The 15,442-nt window shown below is 34.9% G+C and carries 15 protein-coding genes; 7 read left to right on the plus strand and 8 right to left on the minus strand.

Features of this window, described 5'->3' with window-relative positions; all coding sequences use genetic code 11:
- Positions 1-282: 282 nt before the first annotated feature.
- The 4 genes from RNZ46_RS07590 to RNZ46_RS07605 all read left to right on the plus strand — a co-directional run bounded on the left by RNZ46_RS07590 (position 283) and on the right by RNZ46_RS07605 (position 2,927).
- Positions 283-543, plus strand: a complete 261-nt coding sequence (locus tag RNZ46_RS07590) for a hypothetical protein (protein WP_316984777.1) — start codon at positions 283-285, stop codon at positions 541-543.
- Between the two features lie 256 nt (positions 544-799).
- The gene (locus tag RNZ46_RS07595) at positions 800-2,203 is read left to right on the plus strand and encodes a sensor histidine kinase (protein ID WP_316984778.1); all 1,404 of its coding nucleotides are present in this window, start codon (positions 800-802) and stop codon (positions 2,201-2,203) included.
- Positions 2,172-2,591 (plus strand): LytR/AlgR family response regulator transcription factor, encoded by a 420-nt coding sequence (locus tag RNZ46_RS07600; RefSeq protein WP_316984779.1) that lies wholly within the window; start codon positions 2,172-2,174, stop codon positions 2,589-2,591. The genes RNZ46_RS07595 and RNZ46_RS07600 overlap by 32 nt, the downstream gene beginning before the upstream one ends.
- Positions 2,592-2,645: 54 nt before the next feature.
- Entirely contained in the window at positions 2,646-2,927 is a 282-nt protein-coding gene (locus tag RNZ46_RS07605) for a LytTR family DNA-binding domain-containing protein (protein ID WP_316984974.1), read from the plus strand.
- Positions 2,928-3,189: 262 nt separating this feature from the next.
- Here RNZ46_RS07605 and RNZ46_RS07610 read toward each other — a convergent pair whose 3' ends face one another.
- The gene (locus RNZ46_RS07610) at positions 3,190-4,080 is read right to left on the minus strand and encodes a DUF6607 family protein (RefSeq protein WP_316984780.1); all 891 of its coding nucleotides are present in this window, start codon (positions 4,078-4,080) and stop codon (positions 3,190-3,192) included.
- A 104-nt stretch (positions 4,081-4,184) separates the two neighbouring features.
- Here RNZ46_RS07610 and RNZ46_RS07615 point away from each other — a divergent pair, with 104 nt between their 5' ends.
- The 3 genes from RNZ46_RS07615 to RNZ46_RS07625 are packed head-to-tail and all read left to right on the plus strand — an operon-like array spanning position 4,185 to position 7,367.
- A complete protein-coding gene (locus tag RNZ46_RS07615) occupies positions 4,185-6,269 on the plus strand; it encodes a TonB-dependent receptor plug domain-containing protein (protein WP_316984781.1) in 2,085 nt (694 codons plus the stop codon).
- A 13-nt stretch (positions 6,270-6,282) separates the two neighbouring features.
- Entirely contained in the window at positions 6,283-6,915 is a 633-nt protein-coding gene (locus RNZ46_RS07620; protein WP_316984782.1) for an HmuY family protein, read from the plus strand.
- A 14-nt stretch (positions 6,916-6,929) separates the two neighbouring features.
- Positions 6,930-7,367, plus strand: a complete 438-nt coding sequence (locus tag RNZ46_RS07625; RefSeq protein WP_316984783.1) for a DoxX family membrane protein — start codon at positions 6,930-6,932, stop codon at positions 7,365-7,367.
- 343 nt (positions 7,368-7,710) lie between these two features.
- On the opposite strand, the gene RNZ46_RS07630 is transcribed toward RNZ46_RS07625, so the two are convergent.
- The 7 genes from RNZ46_RS07630 to RNZ46_RS07660 form a co-directional block, all read right to left on the minus strand.
- Complete coding sequence (locus tag RNZ46_RS07630; RefSeq protein WP_316984784.1) at positions 7,711-8,337, minus strand: carbonic anhydrase; 627 nt, start codon at positions 8,335-8,337, stop codon at positions 7,711-7,713.
- Positions 8,337-10,205 (minus strand): SulP family inorganic anion transporter, encoded by a 1,869-nt coding sequence (locus RNZ46_RS07635; RefSeq protein ID WP_316984785.1) that lies wholly within the window; start codon positions 10,203-10,205, stop codon positions 8,337-8,339. The genes RNZ46_RS07630 and RNZ46_RS07635 overlap by 1 nt, the downstream gene beginning before the upstream one ends.
- A gap of 123 nt (positions 10,206-10,328) precedes the next feature.
- Entirely contained in the window at positions 10,329-10,610 is a 282-nt protein-coding gene (locus RNZ46_RS07640) for a hypothetical protein (protein ID WP_316984786.1), read from the minus strand.
- 62 nt (positions 10,611-10,672) lie between these two features.
- The gene (locus tag RNZ46_RS07645; protein ID WP_316984787.1) at positions 10,673-11,431 is read right to left on the minus strand and encodes a tetratricopeptide repeat protein; all 759 of its coding nucleotides are present in this window, start codon (positions 11,429-11,431) and stop codon (positions 10,673-10,675) included.
- 1 nt (position 11,432) lies between these two features.
- Positions 11,433-13,205, minus strand: a complete 1,773-nt coding sequence (locus tag RNZ46_RS07650; protein ID WP_316984788.1) for a BatD family protein — start codon at positions 13,203-13,205, stop codon at positions 11,433-11,435.
- A gap of 179 nt (positions 13,206-13,384) precedes the next feature.
- On the minus strand, positions 13,385-14,218 hold the full coding sequence (locus RNZ46_RS07655) for a tetratricopeptide repeat protein (RefSeq protein ID WP_316984789.1): 834 nt from the start codon (positions 14,216-14,218) through the stop codon (positions 13,385-13,387).
- A 158-nt stretch (positions 14,219-14,376) separates the two neighbouring features.
- Positions 14,377-15,411 (minus strand): vWA domain-containing protein, encoded by a 1,035-nt coding sequence (locus tag RNZ46_RS07660; protein WP_316984790.1) that lies wholly within the window; start codon positions 15,409-15,411, stop codon positions 14,377-14,379.
- Positions 15,412-15,442: the final 31 nt, after the last annotated feature.

Consider the following 15,442-nt stretch of genomic DNA (forward strand, 5'->3'; position numbering starts at 1 on the left):
AGCTGTTTGAAAAAACTTTTGAATTTAATTAGTCAGGTTGAGCCTGTCGAAACCGATATTGGTTATCAATACGTTAAAACATTTCGACAAAGCCTGTGCTGATTGCCGTTGAAGTACTCAATATGGTATAAAATTAGGCTTTTCAGACAGCTTCTTTTATATGCCCATTAATAATAAGAATTTATGCAACTTACCACACCTGTTTTGCAGTTTGCCCGAAACTGGTTTTTTAAAACTAACCGTTACCGTTCTTTTGTGGTCTAAACAAGTGAATTTATCATTATGAAAAAGCTAATACTCCTTATTCTTATTTTAATAATTACACCTTTTTTGATTACGTCGGAAAAATCAATAAATGAAAAAGCCATAAAAATCAGTGTACATAATTCAAAACTCCCTGAAACTGCAAATTGGGAATATGTAAAAATGAAAGTGTTTGATGTAAATGGAAAACTTGAAAAAGGATATGATAAACCCGTACAAATTAATTTAGATAGATCTGCAACTCATAATGACAGTATAATTGTAAGTAATTTTTTTTGATGAACTTAAATCCCTTATACCAAATATTAAAATTGGATTTGATTTCCCTCCAGAAATAAGCCCTCCTTTTCATTACATAAAACTCAGTTTTAAAAATGATTCAATTCAATATGAGCGATTTTTAACAAAAAAAAGATATTTAGATGGAAATACCGTAGGAAGAACATCACCAGGTTTTATAACTTCTTCAGATGGAAGTAAACACTCTTTTTTAAATTTTGAGTTTAATGAAGAAACTACTGATGAAAAAAGTGAAATGTCTATCCAACAAGAATTATTAAAAACAATGTTTTTAACTGAAAACATGAAAGAGTTTTTTAGTGAGTTTCCTGTTCAAGCGTTTAATGATATAAATAATTTAGACTATGGCTTTATAGGTAAGTTTGATAAATTTTTACTTCAAAAAGTCTATGCTGATGATTTTATTAGCCAATTTGAAGATTATTTATACACCCATTACCCATGGCAATATGCCTATTCTTTTTTGAGTAAAGAAAAAATGAAGATGCTTGCAATAAGTATTGTTACAGCACTAGGGATTATTGTTTTTATTTTACTATTTAGTTTTTTTCAAAACAGAAAATTTAAACACGCGTATTTAAGCTACTTGTTTCCAATTGTACTTATTGCTTTACATATTATAAACCTTAAATGGATTTATGAATATTTAACTATTTTGAATAGTCCAATTACTTGGAGTGGAAGTATCATTTTTGGTTTTTTATTTATTGGAATTTTAGCAATCATCAGCGCAACACTTCTTTATTTTTTAGAAAAAATATTCCTTAAACTAAGGTTTAATTTTTCTTTTCAATTACTGTTAAAAGTGGTGTTTACTTTTGCAGCGTTTAACTTACCTCTATTAGTTTTTATATTTTTAGTTGATAGTAACATCAAACCAGATAATTTAGATTTTTTGGAGTCTTATTTCCCGTGGTTTATCATTTCTATATTTTTAGCTTTGGGTAGAGGCTTACTCATTTACCTCAACCACATTTCCCAATCTTTGGTAAACGAAAAAGACGTAGAACTAAGCCGGTTAAAAGAAGCAAACACCCAATCGGAATTAAAATTATTACAATCGCACATCAATCCGCATTTTTTGTACAATGCCTTAAATTCCATTGCAGGTTTGGCGTATAAAAGCGCTGAGAAAACAGAAAAAATGGCCTTGTCTTTATCCAATTTGTTTCGGTATTCCATCAATAAAAAAGGGCAACAAATGAGTACCGTAAAGGATGAAGTTTTAATGGTACAAAATTATTTAGAGATAGAGAAAATTCGCTTTGGTGAGCGTTTAAAGTTTATTTTAGAGGTTGATAAAACGCTGGAAAATGAAGCAATACCCATGTATATTTTACAACCTTTGGTTGAAAACGCCATAAAACACGGTGTGTCTCAAGTTAGAGGCGAAGGCCTTATTGTATTGGAGATTAAACAGGAAGACGACAATTTATTAATTCGAGTTATCGATAACGGTCCTGATTTTTCAACTGGATTGGTAAGTGGCCACGGCTTGCAAACGGTTTACGATTTATTGCGTTTAAGTTATGGCGACAAAGCTACTTTACATTGGGAAAATGCTCCTGTAAAACATATTTCAATTTCAATACCAAAATTGTATCAAAATGCAAAAAATATACAAAACCATTATTATTGACGATGAGCCACCAGCACGGGAGCGCTTGCTAAAATTGTTAAAAAATTTCCCGGACACCTTTCAAGTCATCGCCCTTGCCGAAGATGCTATTGACGCTCAAGAAAAAATTGAAGTGCTAAAGCCAGACCTTATTTTCTTGGATATTGAAATGCCAGAAGTATCGGGTTTTGATTTGTTAAAGCGTTTAAAAACCATTCCAATCGTTATTTTTTGTACGGCTTACGATCAGTATTCCTTAAAAGCGTTCGACACCAATAGCATCGAATATTTATTAAAACCAGTCAGTTTAGAGCGTTTGCAACAATCGGTTAACAAATTAAATCTGTTTGGCAACAATACAACCTCGCAAAATGTTTTGGCTTTATTAGAGGAATTAACGTCTAAATAGGAAGCTAAAAAAACGACCTCAATTACAGTTAAAAAAGGCGATACACTCATTATTATAAAACTAGAAGATATCAGTTATTTTAAAGCCGATGACCGTTATGTGGCTTTATATACTAAAGACGAGAAATATTTAATAGAGGAACCCTTATCGCAACTAGAGCAAAAATTACCCGAGTATTTTTTAAGAGTGCACAAAGGCGTTATTATAAATACGGAGTTTGTAAAAAACGTTCAAAAATATTTTAATAGCAGATTTATTATCACCTTAAAAGATTCAACAGCTATTACCACAGGCAGAAGTTATAATGATGCTGTAAAACGTTGGATGAATTTGTAATATTACCTTAAAATCAACCCAAAAAATTTAACACGATTAGCTCATCACACTGAACTTGTTTCAGGGGTCAGATATAACAAATAGCGTAGTTTTTCCACGAATACTCCAATAAAACCCAAAATAGTTATTCGTCTTTCTTGGCATTTTAAAACCTTTAACAGCATACTTTTCCGTTTAATAATAATTCCAATATTGTTATCGAAAAAGATGGTGTTTATTTTTTCCAAACGGTAAAAATATGCTGCTTCAAGATTCAACTAAACTAATTCAAAAACTTATTTATTATGGTTCTAATATCTTTTCTGCTAGCTTTATTATCTAAGGCAAATAAATGTTGATGCAGCATCTTGCCATCTACTTTGCTTTTTAATTTAACTTCTTTGTTTTCAGCAAAAACGTTATCCCATTCCTGTCTTACTTTTTTCCACACTTTATTGTTTTCTTTCCACCAATCTCGGGCTACTTTACATTTTTCATCGGCTACTTTTGTGTAAATATTGTAGCCTTTTTCTTGGGCTAAAAGTGCATCATCTTTACCCGATTCCCTTATAATTTTGTCGTTATCTTGTTCGTGTAGCCAACCGTAATCTGTGAGTTTTACGGTATTCCCTCTTGCCATGATGTTGTAATCACTTCTTTTTGAATATTCACGTCTGGGCAGCGGTGCATCGGTTTTGTTTTGCCAAAAGCGTTTTCCATCAACATGAACCCAAGTAGCGGAACCAGAATATCGTGGGCTATCATCTACTTGATATACTTTTTGTGCCCATTGCCCTTTTACATGCTCTTTTGGAAGCTCTTTAACGCGCCATGTGTTTTTAGCTGTGTAATCAAATACATTTTGGTTTTGAAACTGCCAATCTTGTCGCCAATGTTTTATAACCATGGTATCGTTTACAACCAACAAGTGTTGTATGCTTATTTCATCATCTTTATCGGTTATTAATTCTGCCCATTCTAAGGCGTGCGCTCTGTAATCGTAGGCTTTTTCGTAGGCAATATTCGGTGAAAATGTTTCGGCATATTTAAACTTTATTTCATAGCAACCGCACATATCTTTTATCGCTTTTTGGTCTTTTTCTTTTTTGGTTTGTCCATATGTTACTAGAGAAAATGTTAAAAGTAATAATGGTAAAAGTGTTAATCGTTTCATTTTAAATGGTTTGTTTTTTATGATTAAAAAAAATTGAAAAATTATTTATTCTTATTTAGACTGAATAAAAATAACCTATATATTTGCGACAAATTTAATCAAGAATGATTCTAAATAAAAAATATTTTTGCATTTATTTTTCGCTTTTTTTTCTCAGTTATTCGGTTTCCCAAGAATCGACAAACCTTTTAAACGATTCAACTAAAACTGAAAATTTAGACGAGGTTATTATTACGGCTACACGAACCATTAGGCAGTTATCGTCGTTACCGATGCCGGCTCAAATCGTTTCGAAAAAAGATATAAAGCGTTCTAACTCCATACGGTTAAGCGATATTTTAAACGAGCAAACCGGACTGATTACCGTACCGGATTTTGACGGCGGCGAAGGGATTCAGCTCCAAGGTTTAGACGCGCAATACACCTTAATTATGGTTGATGGAGTACCGCTTGTGGGTCGATCGGCTGGTACTTTAGACCTTAGTAGAATTACCGTTGGGAACATTAAACAAATAGAAATCGTTAAAGGCGCATCGTCTAGTTTGTACGGTAGCGATGCGCTTGGTGGTGTTATAAATATTATTACCGACACACCAAAAACAGGATTTAAAGGCGCTGTAAATTATAGAATGGGCACGTTTAATACCAACGATTTAAGCACCACGATTAATTATAAAAACAAGAAACTTAAAGCGGGTGTTTTTTTTAATAGATACCGTAGCGACGGCTACGATTTGAATAAAAATGATGATTTAAACACGGTTGAACCATTTGAAAATTACACATTAAATGCCAAAATAACTTATAATTTTTCTGAGGCGACCAACCTATTTATCTCGACTAAATATTTTACCCAGAATCAAGATTACAAGGCATCATCAACCTTAAAAGGCGAAAGCGATATTAACGAATGGAGTTCACATTTAAAATTAAGCCATACCTATTCTGAAAAATGGAGCAGTTATTTTGAATTTTATACCACACAGTATAAGGCAAAAGATTTTTTAGATGACGAAAACGGCAGCAGATTTAGCGATAGTTACTACAATCAATTATTAATACGTCCTGAAATTCGAGGCACTTATAAGCTAAACGATGCTCATAACTTTATTGGCGGGTTGGGGCTTAATCACGAAACTTTAAATAGAACCGATTTTACGGCGCAACCCGAGTTTAATTCGCCATACGTTTACCTACAATATGATGGCGATTTAACCAAAAAAATCAACCTTATTTTGGGCGCACGTTTTGATAGTCATAACAAATACAAATCGCAGTTTAGCCCAAAGGTAGCGATGCGCTATGAGATAAGCGATAAGTTTGCTGTAAAAAGTTCGGTGGGTTACGGTTTTAAGGCACCAGATTTTAGGCAGCTGTATTTTAATTTTACCAATGCCACGGTTGGTTACACAATTTTAGGATACAATGCTGTTTCTACAACCATTCCCGAGTTAGAATCGCAAGGAGAAATAGCAAATATTATAGTTCCTATTTCAGAATTTGAAGCCGAATTGCATCCAGAAAATTCCATAAGCATCAATGTGGGGCTTGATTATAAATTATCGGCTGCCATTAAATTGGAAATGAATCTGTTTAGAAATCATATTGACGATTTAATTGATACCCGTGTTATTGCAACTAAAACCAACGGGCAAAATGTATTTAGCTATTACAATGTTAATCAGGTTTATACACAAGGATTGGAATTTAATACCACTTGGAAACCCGGAAATCAAATTAAAATATCGGGCGGTTACCAATTATTATTTGCCAAAGATAAAACGGCCGAAAAAGCTTTTAAAAACGGACAGGTTTTTGCCCGAGCAAATCCCAGTTCGCCATCGTTTCAACTTAAAAAACAGGATTATTTTGGGTTGTACAATCGCTCGCGGCACATGGCCAACTTAAAGCTGTTTTATAATATTCCTCAATGGGATTTAGATACCAATATTAGAGGAACATATCGAAGTAAATACGGCTTGTTCGACACCAACGGAAACACCTATTTAGATGCTTATGACGATTTTGTTGATGGCTACACCATAATCGATTTTGCCATAAACAAAACCATTTATAAAAACTACCAATTAGGTTTCGGCATTGATAATCTATTCAATTTTACAGACAGCCAAAACATCAGCAATATTGCTGGCAGAATTATATACGGAAAATTAAATATTCAATTTTAAATACATAAACACTATGAACATTATTAAAACCAAACAACTCGCCATTTTATTCACATTATTTATTGGTTTCACATCTTGTAGCGATGACGATGCTAAGCCATTATTGGAGGTAGAATCTGAAACCGTTTCCAATTTACACGCCCCACAAACCGGCGGCCAAGGGCAACCCGTTTCAGGAGCGTTTACCAAGTTTAATTTTGCAACAGGACAAACAACAACGAGCGATACCGATTGGGATATTGCCTTTAGAGGCACTTCAATTATTGTAAATGGTGGCACCACTTTGGGTACAACCGATGAGCCCAATCGAACAGGAAACGCGGCGGTGTATATTACCAATGGCACCATGGCTTCTGTAACAAGTGTAGACACCTCTTTATTTGAACAAGATTCCGATACTGGTTACGCCATTTCAACTGGAAGCGGCAATAGCTGGTACACTTATGCGGGTCCTCCAACACATTTAATTACGCCAACCCCCGGAAAAATATTGGTGTTTAAAACCTACAACGGGCTTTATGCCAAAGTTGAAATTTTAAGCTATTATAAAGATGCTCCGGCAAATCCTGATGCATATACTGATGAAACGCCTTACTACACTTTCAGCTATGTTTTTCAACCTAATGCGGACCTAACTACTTTTTAAATATGAAAAAATCAATGAGCATATTATTTATTGTATGTCGTCTTTTTTTAGGAGGATTTATGATTTATGGAGGGATTCAAAAATTCAACAAACCCATGCCCGAACCCATTGAAGTTGTAGAAAAAGCTCAAAAATTCACAGCAGCCGAAAAAGTTAATACCTTGCAAAAAATCCTTTATATAAGTGGCGCAAAACAAACGGGCTATTTTTGGCAAGTTTTAGGCATTTGCGAATTATTGTTCGGATTGCTTTTAATGATTCAAGGCACAGGGTTTATTGGTGCTCTGTTTTTGTTGCCAATAACCTTGCACATTTTTTTATTTCATTTGTTTTTAGAACCCGATGATATTGAAGAGCTTGTACAAACGGGTGTTTTATTTGCCATTAACATTGGTTTGATAATGCGCGAAAAAGAAAAATGGAAACATTTACTTTGGATTAAACCTATTTAAGTAAGTAATAAAAAAGAGGCTGCGTAAAAAGTCTAAATCCATATCAGATTGGGTTGGTCGAAATATTTAATCTTACCCGTTGTGCATTTTGAATGGAAAAAATATCAATATGTCAATTCGAGTGATTTTGAGGCACGAAAAATTGTATCGAGAATCATTTTCAAGTTAAAATTCTTATTCTCGATACAAATTTTACTCATTCCAATCGTAAAATTCACTCGAATTGACAAAATTTTTTCAAAATGCACAACGGGTTTTAATCTTATTAATACTCACGATAGGTTTCGACAAACTCAACCTGACAAAATACATTGAAAATGACCTTTTAAACAGCCTCTTTACTTTAATCTAAATGATAAATTTCCATAATATCAGTTAAATATTTTTCGAAGTCAATCTTCAAATCAATCAGTTTTCCGGTGCTTACATCAAATACCCAACCATGTACTTGCAGGCCTCTATCTCTGTAAGCTCTTTGTACGGCTGCTGTTTTAATTAGGTTAACACATTGTTCTTGCACATTAAGCTCTACAAGCCTGTCGTATTTTTTATCTTCATCTTCTATGGCATTTAATTCGTCTTTGTGCAATCTATACACGTCTCGAATGTTACGTAACCAGGGGTTTAAAATACCTAAATCTGCCGATTGCATAGCTGCTTTTACACCGCCGCAGGCATAATGCCCACAAACTACAATTTGCTTCACTTTTAAATGATCTACAGCATAATTAACAACCGACATAACACTTAAGTCTATACTTATAACCATATTGGCTATGTTGCGGTGTACAAAAACATCACCCGGACCAAGTCCCATTAAATCTTCGGCAGTAACTCTACTATCGCTGCATCCTATATATAAAAGGTCTGGCTCTTGGCCTTTACCGAGTTCTTCAAAATAGTTGTCTTGAACATTGAGTTTGTTTTTTATCCAATTTTTGTTGTTCTCAAATACTTTTGTTAAATCCATTATTTATCGTTTTTTTCGTTAATATGTTGTTTGATCCATTTCACACAGTCATCAAATTTAGGGAAAATATGTGCTTCCGGAATAAAGTCTGGGATAATATCGATACGTTCCATCATATATCGAGGTTGCTTCAATAAGCCCACAAAAAGAACCTCAATATTTTTCTTTTTTAAATCTTGCAGCATGTCTTCCATAGCATATAAACCCGATTGATCCATATACTGCATGCGCCCTAAACGCATGATAACATAAGTTGCCGTATCGGGGATTTGCAAGGTAAGTTGTTGAAATTCGCTTGTCGAGCCAAAAAACAAGGGGCCTTTTAGGTGTTTTATAAACACTTGCCCTTTTAAATGATCGGGGAAATTAATTTCGTCTTTCCAAACTTCTTCTTTTAGTGTTTTTACATCGCTTCGGCCGGCCGTTAAATCGCCTATTTTTTTCATAAACATCAATGAGGCAATAACCAACCCGATACCTACGGCGTAAACTAAATTCCAGAATGTTGAAAGTAACAGTACAATTAACATGATTACTACTTCTGAACTCAGTTTAAAGGTGCCTAATTTTATGTCTTTTGGCAAACTTGGTATGGCTTTTAAGCCTTTATAATCCATCACACCAATACCTACAGTAATTAAAATTCCAGCTAAAACCGCTGCTGGTATTTGTGATGCTATCGGGCCTAAACCCAGTAAAATAATAAACAGCAAAACACCGGCAATCATACCCGAAAGTTTTGTTTTTCCGCCTGAGGTAATATTTACAACCGTTCTAATAGTTGCTCCAGCACCCGGAATTCCACCAAATATGGCGGCAATACTGTTTCCAATACCTTGACCGACTAATTCCTTATTTGGTTTATGCTTTGTTTTGGTCATATTATCGGCAACCACACTTGTAAGTAACGAATCAATGGCACCTAATAATGCCAATGTGAGCGCTGTAAAAATATATGGCGTGATGCTGCTTAATTTAAACGTTGTAAAAATTTCTAAATTAGGAACGGGAAGACCGCTGGGAATTTCTTCAATTGGTCTATAATTTAAACCAAAACCAACGGCAATTCCAGACATTACAATTAAGGCTACCAATGTACTTGGAACGGCTTTTGTAATGCGTTTAAACCCGTAGATTATAAAGATGGTTCCTAAGGCTAAAAGCAATTCTAGCCAATTTATATTTTGTAGCGCGCGAGGCAAGGCTTTAATGGCGCCCAATGCTCCAGAGGCTTCTTTGGCTGCAAGTGTTTGCGATTCTTTTAAAATAGCCTCCTGGGAAACCTCTCCAGCTCGTGCAATAGTTTCTTTAAAATCTTCGAGGACCAAAATACCTTCGCCGGCTTCTTCCTTTAAAATATTTTCAAGAATAACCTCTTGTGCTTGGGGTTTAAACTCGTTTACAAAGTCCATATCTTCTTTTGGATAGTAGCCTAATGACGGTAAAATTTGAGTAAGTAAAATAATAACCCCAATAGCAGTCATAAACCCAGAAACTACAGGGTACGGAATGTATCTAATATACTTGCCTAAGCCTAAAGCACCCAAGCCAATTTGCATTAATCCTGCAAGTAAAAAAACGGTTAAAATAACAGGCAAAGCTTTATTTAGGTCGCCATCGTTAGTAGCAATAATACCTGCAATTACCACCATACTTACGGCCGTCATGGGCGCTGTTGGACCAGATATTTGGGTATTTGTTCCACCAAAAAGGGCAGCAAAAAAGCTAATAAAAATGGCACCGTACAATCCGGCTGTTGGTCCTAAACCTGAGGAGACACCAAAGGCTAAGGCTAAGGGCAATGCTACAATTCCTGCGGTAATACCACCAAAGGCATCACCTTTTAAATTTGAAAAAAAGTTTTTCATTGTTTTTTATAATTGATTTACTTTTTAGTAAATATTTTGAATACCGTGGCTATTATCAATACCATACGATAGTGATTGCCATGGTTATTTGTTTTGAACAGTGTATTGTTCTGAATTAAAAAACTATGAAATAAACTCGGGAGGTGGTGAAATAAGATTTAAGTGTGGTTTAGGATAATTTTTAAAGTAATACCCTAAATTGTTTTCTGAGGAAGTAAAAGCCAAGTCGGATTCGTTAGCTTTTTCATTTGAAAATACAATTTTGAATCCTTTTTCCTCTTCTTCAGCAGTCGAGAAAATTATAGAAACATCAACGCTATCATCAACTATGGTTATAACCGTTGGTGCAGCTATAAACGCTATGAAAATTATTGAAAAAAATATTGATATTCTATTTTTTGACATTCAAATGATACTTTTATGGGCGCAAATATAATCTTTTTTAATTTTATTTTGTTTTATAAAAACTAAAAATCATTCAACAATTTAATATCGTTGGATGAAATCCATCCCGTTTTACCATCGGCTAATTTTATTTTTTTCCATTGGTTCACCGTATCTAAAACCTGAACTTTAGTGCCTTCGTGCAGTCTAAAAGATTCTTCGCTTCTAGAATTTGGTTCGCTTTTTACTTTGCTTTCCTGCGCAAAAACAATGGCCGGTTTATTCTTTTTATCCATATTAAATTTATGAAAAGCAAACGCTAAAGCAACACACATTAAAAACAAACTGGTTAAACTACCAATAAAAGCAAGACGTTTGTTAATTGTTGAATACGCAAAATAATAGATTAAAAATAGAATGACAAAACACAGTACAAAAGCAACCGATGTTTTTGCCCAAGCATCGTAAGCCATCATGTTTGTGGTACTTTTTATGAATTTTGATATGCCCGTTTCTGGAACAACATCAATGGCATCAATGGTCATGTTTTTAGCAAAAGCCATGTTGTTTTTTATCTCTTCATCATGAGGCGATAACAGTAATGCTTTTTCGTAAAAGTAAATACTTGGCGCTATGTTGTTTAATTTGTAATGCGCATTGGCTAGGTTAAAATACAGTTCGCTTGAGTGGTTACCGGTTTCTAAAATAACGGTGTATTTATCTATGGCTTCGGCATATTTCCCTTGATTGTATAAAGTATTTGCTTGCTCAAAAAGTAGGTTGTTTTGAGTAAAAGCAAAGGTGCTAAATAAAAAGGCTAAAATGTATATGGCTTGCTTCATTTTAACGTGCTTGTTTATCAATTAACGAAATGGTTTTTGCTGCCTTCTCATAATCTTGCTGCATTTCTACATTGGTAATTGGAGTATAGCGTGCCAATTCGCAGTTTTCAATAATGCTTACGAAATCTGAAATTACAACGTCGTCTACCTGTTTGTCTTTAAGCAAATCAATCACTTTATCTTTACTTAAATCGCTCGTTTCTATATGTAATTTGGCTTTCAAATAATTGTGTAACGCTTTTTCTAAGGCAATATAAAAGGCTTCTTTATTACCCAATGCTTTTTTAGCATTGCCCAAATATTTCTTGGCCAGTCTATCGGCTTTTCGTATTCGGTTTCCGTAAACATCGGCATCTCGAGTTGCCTTTTTCTTTCTGATAATTATGGCCAACGGAATGGCTAAAAATGGCAACAATAAAGCACTCCAAAACAATGGCGTTTTAAAGAAATACGTCGATTTTATAGGCGCAAAGTTTGTGTTTGTTTTTATAAATGCAAATTGGTCGTTGTTTAAAACAACACGCTGCTTCCCTACATTAGCATGTGTTGTATTTGAGTTTGAATCGTTATTAAGCGGTCCTTCTAAAACATCGATTATAATTTCTTCAGATGATAATCTTTTATAACTTTCTGTCTTTAAATCGAAATATGAAAATGAAATACTGGGTATGGGGTATTTCCCTTTATACTGCGGTACAACCGTGTAATTATCGGAGATGCTACCTTGCATGCCGGACAAGTTTGTTTTAACATTTTCGGTGTGTTCTGGTTCGTAAACTTCCAAGGAACTGGGTAGCGATACCTTAGGTAATTTAAATAATTTCAGGTTACCTTTTCCGCTTATACCAACTTTAACTTGAAGCGATTCTGAAGCATCCAATTCGGTTTTTGATGCCGATACATTAAATCTAAAATCACCCACTGCTCCCGTAAAATCTACTGGTTTTCCTTTTTCTGGTAAAGGTTTAACATGAATGGTTTTACTACCGGCAGAAACCGTTCGGTGAGCACGAGACATGATTCGGCTTCCAAAAATATCGCGTCTATTGGTGGGTACTTGAACCGTGATATCCAGACTTAAGGGCTCAATATTTAATTTTCCTGTTTTCTGCGGATAGAGTACGGTTTTACGCAACACTAAAAATCGATAATCTTCGCCTTTATAGGTGCCATTTTGGACTTTTTGTCCTTTCATATCTATGTTCTGACTCCAAAAATCGTTATATCTTGGGCTATCAATTTCTCGCCAATTATCTACGCCCGTATTTGGTGCAACATACAACTTGTAAACTACCGTAATGGCTTCGTTTAAATACGGATTAGTTTTCGAAATTTCTGCAACTAAATGAATGTTTTCTGAGGCCACATAATTTGGGTCGTTGGGGTCTTTGGGTTTATCAACCGCGGCCGTAACCACAATTTTTACGGGTAAGGTTTTATAGGTTTCATCATCAACGGAAATGGTGGCTTGATTAATGGTGAAATTACCCTGTTTTTTGGGCGCTAAAAAATAGCTGTATGTTTTTTTATATGATCGAACGCCGTTAATCCACGAATTACTTACCGATTGGTTTGGACCGCCAACAACCGTAAACCCGGTAAAACTTGGTGGGTTAAAATTGTCGCCATCTTGATTCATTTCAAAATCGACACGTAAACGCTCGTTTACGCCTAATTTCTTTTTACTAACCTTGGCTTCAAATTTTACCTGCGAAAAGGCAAAGCTTGTAACAAGCATGAGTATTAAAATGGATATGTGTTTTTTAAGTTTCATTTATCTTTTCAAAATGGATTCCTGCCTACGCAGGAATGACAAAAATGATCTAATATTTCTTTAATTCTTTCAACGTCTTTTTTTTTTAAAAGACCCACAAGGTTTTTAAAACCTTGCAGGAAACTGCAAACTAAAACAGAATTAATCTTATAGCTTCGGTCTTCAAACTTCCAACTTTTTTACCAATCTTTTTCGGTTTTTATTTTGATGCCTTTTTGCTTTTCGGCATTCATTTTTTCTTGCACCTTTTTTTCTTGGTTATTCATGGCCTCCAATAAACTTTTTATTTGCTGTGGCGATAATTGTCCGGGTTGCGGCTTTGGCTTTTGCTGTTCTTTTTTCTTGTCGTCATCACCTTTGCCTTTATCTTCTTTCTCGTCTTTAGGCTTGCCTTCGTCATCTTTTTTATCGTCGCCTTCTTTTTTATCCTTATCGCCTTCGTCTTTGTTGTCTTCTTTATTGTCGCCTTCGTTATCTTTTTTATCTTGGTTTTGCTCGTCTTTGTTCTCGTCCTTGTTATCCTTGTTTTCGTCGTCTTTATTTTCGTCTTGCTGGTCTTTTTGCTGTTCTGCACATTCTTTTGCCAATCCTAAATTATAACGTGTTTCATCATCGGCAGGGTTATTTCGCAATGCGCTTTTATAGGCTTCAACGGCTTCTTTACACTTTTTGTTCTGCATTAAAATATTGCCAATATTATGAAATGCTTTGTGTTTTTCAGCTTTAGATGCTGCATTTTCGGCCGCTTGCTGATGGCGGAATAAAGCTTCCTCATAATTGCCTTTTTTGTAATACGAATTTCCTAAATTGTATATGCCCGCAACACTCGTTGGTTGTTCCGATATGGCTTTTCTGTATGCCATTTCAGCCGAAACAAAATCGTCTTCGTTAGCCAAAGTATTGCCTTCGTACACATAATTATTGGCTTTTTTTAACGCCATTAATTGCTCTTTTTCTTGTGCAAAAGAAAAGGCCGTAAATAAGGTTAATATAAATATGGATATGTGTTTCATTTTTATCGATTCTAAATTCTAATATAGAAAACCTTTTAGTTTAAGTTCGTTAAAAATTTTATAAATGTTTATTAATAATAGCTTAATTCATAAGGTTTTCGCTTTCGCGGAAATGACAATTTCAACGGATGCTTTGAAACATGTTTCAAAGCGATACTTTACAAGTTTTCGTTAAACAGATTCAACTTTTTCAACCATGCCGTTTTTCGTTCTAAAAGAAAAACATCCAGGAGTAAAAAGAAAATACCAAAGCCTAAAAACCATTGAAACTGGTCTTTATATTCGGCAAATTGTTTGGCTTCAAACTCGGTTTTATCCATTTTATTTAAAATTTCCCTGATATTTTCAACCACATCGCTGGTGCTTTTACCGTTTATATAGGCACCATTGGCTTCTGCGGCAATTTTTTTAAGTGTTTCTTCATCCAACCGCGTAATCACCGTTTCGCCTTGGTTATCCTTTTTATAATTTAAAACAATACCATTGCGTTTTTCGGGAATGGGACCACCTTTTACATCGCCCACGCCAATAGTAAAAATCCGAATACCTTCCTTATTGGCTTCTTCGGCAAGTGCAACGGCATTTTCGCCGTGGTCTTCTCCATCAGAAATAATAATGAGTACCCGGTTGGTTTGCTGCTCGTCATCAAAGTATGTTTTAGCCAATTTAATGGCTTCGTCAATGGCGGTTCCCTGCGACGAAAGCATATCGGTATTCATGCTGTTTAAAAACATTTTAGCCGACGCATAATCTGTGGTTATGGGCAATTGCGGAAACGCTTTTCCCGCATAAGCGATAATACCAACGCGATCGCTTGCCAAATTATTTATGATTTGCGTGACCAATTGTTTCGATTTTTCCAATCGGTTGGGGGCAATATCTTCGGCGAGCATACTTTTTGAGACATCGACAGCAAAAACAATATCGACGCCTTCGCGTTTTACGGTTTCTAACTTGGTGCCTATTTTAGGGTTTACCAACGCTAAGGTTAAACAGGCAAATGCCAAACTTAAAACCACTATTTTTAAAATGGATTTGAATAAAGACCTATTAGGACTTAATCTTTTAAGCAGCTTTTTATCGGCAAATTTTTGCTGAGCTTTGTGTTTCCAGATTTGAAGCACCAAAAAGAACAGGATTATTACCGGAATAATTCCCAGTGCCCAAAACCATATTTTTTCTTCTAACTGCATGTACTGTTTATTTGTTTTTCGTGGATTTGTT

It is taken from the genome of Hwangdonia lutea (assembly GCF_032814565.1).
GTDB classification, from domain to species: domain Bacteria; phylum Bacteroidota; class Bacteroidia; order Flavobacteriales; family Flavobacteriaceae; genus Hwangdonia; species Hwangdonia lutea.

Excerpts from the sequence above, each read along its gene's own strand:
- RNZ46_RS07590 (WP_316984777.1), top strand. The coding sequence starts at position 283 with ATGAAAAAGCTAATACTCCTTATTCTTATTTTAATAATTACACCTTTT.
- RNZ46_RS07595 (WP_316984778.1), top strand. The coding sequence starts at position 800 with ATGTCTATCCAACAAGAATTATTAAAAACAATGTTTTTAACTGAAAAC.
- RNZ46_RS07600 (WP_316984779.1), top strand. The coding sequence starts at position 2,172 with ATGCAAAAAATATACAAAACCATTATTATTGACGATGAGCCACCAGCA.
- RNZ46_RS07610 (WP_316984780.1), bottom strand. The coding sequence starts at position 4,080 with ATGAAACGATTAACACTTTTACCATTATTACTTTTAACATTTTCTCTA.
- RNZ46_RS07615 (WP_316984781.1), top strand. The coding sequence starts at position 4,185 with ATGATTCTAAATAAAAAATATTTTTGCATTTATTTTTCGCTTTTTTTT.
- RNZ46_RS07620 (WP_316984782.1), top strand. The coding sequence starts at position 6,283 with ATGAACATTATTAAAACCAAACAACTCGCCATTTTATTCACATTATTT.
- RNZ46_RS07625 (WP_316984783.1), top strand. The coding sequence starts at position 6,930 with ATGAGCATATTATTTATTGTATGTCGTCTTTTTTTAGGAGGATTTATG.
- RNZ46_RS07630 (WP_316984784.1), bottom strand. The coding sequence starts at position 8,337 with ATGGATTTAACAAAAGTATTTGAGAACAACAAAAATTGGATAAAAAAC.
- RNZ46_RS07635 (WP_316984785.1), bottom strand. The coding sequence starts at position 10,205 with ATGAAAAACTTTTTTTCAAATTTAAAAGGTGATGCCTTTGGTGGTATT.
- RNZ46_RS07640 (WP_316984786.1), bottom strand. The coding sequence starts at position 10,610 with ATGTCAAAAAATAGAATATCAATATTTTTTTCAATAATTTTCATAGCG.
- RNZ46_RS07645 (WP_316984787.1), bottom strand. The coding sequence starts at position 11,431 with ATGAAGCAAGCCATATACATTTTAGCCTTTTTATTTAGCACCTTTGCT.
- RNZ46_RS07650 (WP_316984788.1), bottom strand. The coding sequence starts at position 13,205 with ATGAAACTTAAAAAACACATATCCATTTTAATACTCATGCTTGTTACA.
- RNZ46_RS07655 (WP_316984789.1), bottom strand. The coding sequence starts at position 14,218 with ATGAAACACATATCCATATTTATATTAACCTTATTTACGGCCTTTTCT.
- RNZ46_RS07660 (WP_316984790.1), bottom strand. The coding sequence starts at position 15,411 with ATGCAGTTAGAAGAAAAAATATGGTTTTGGGCACTGGGAATTATTCCG.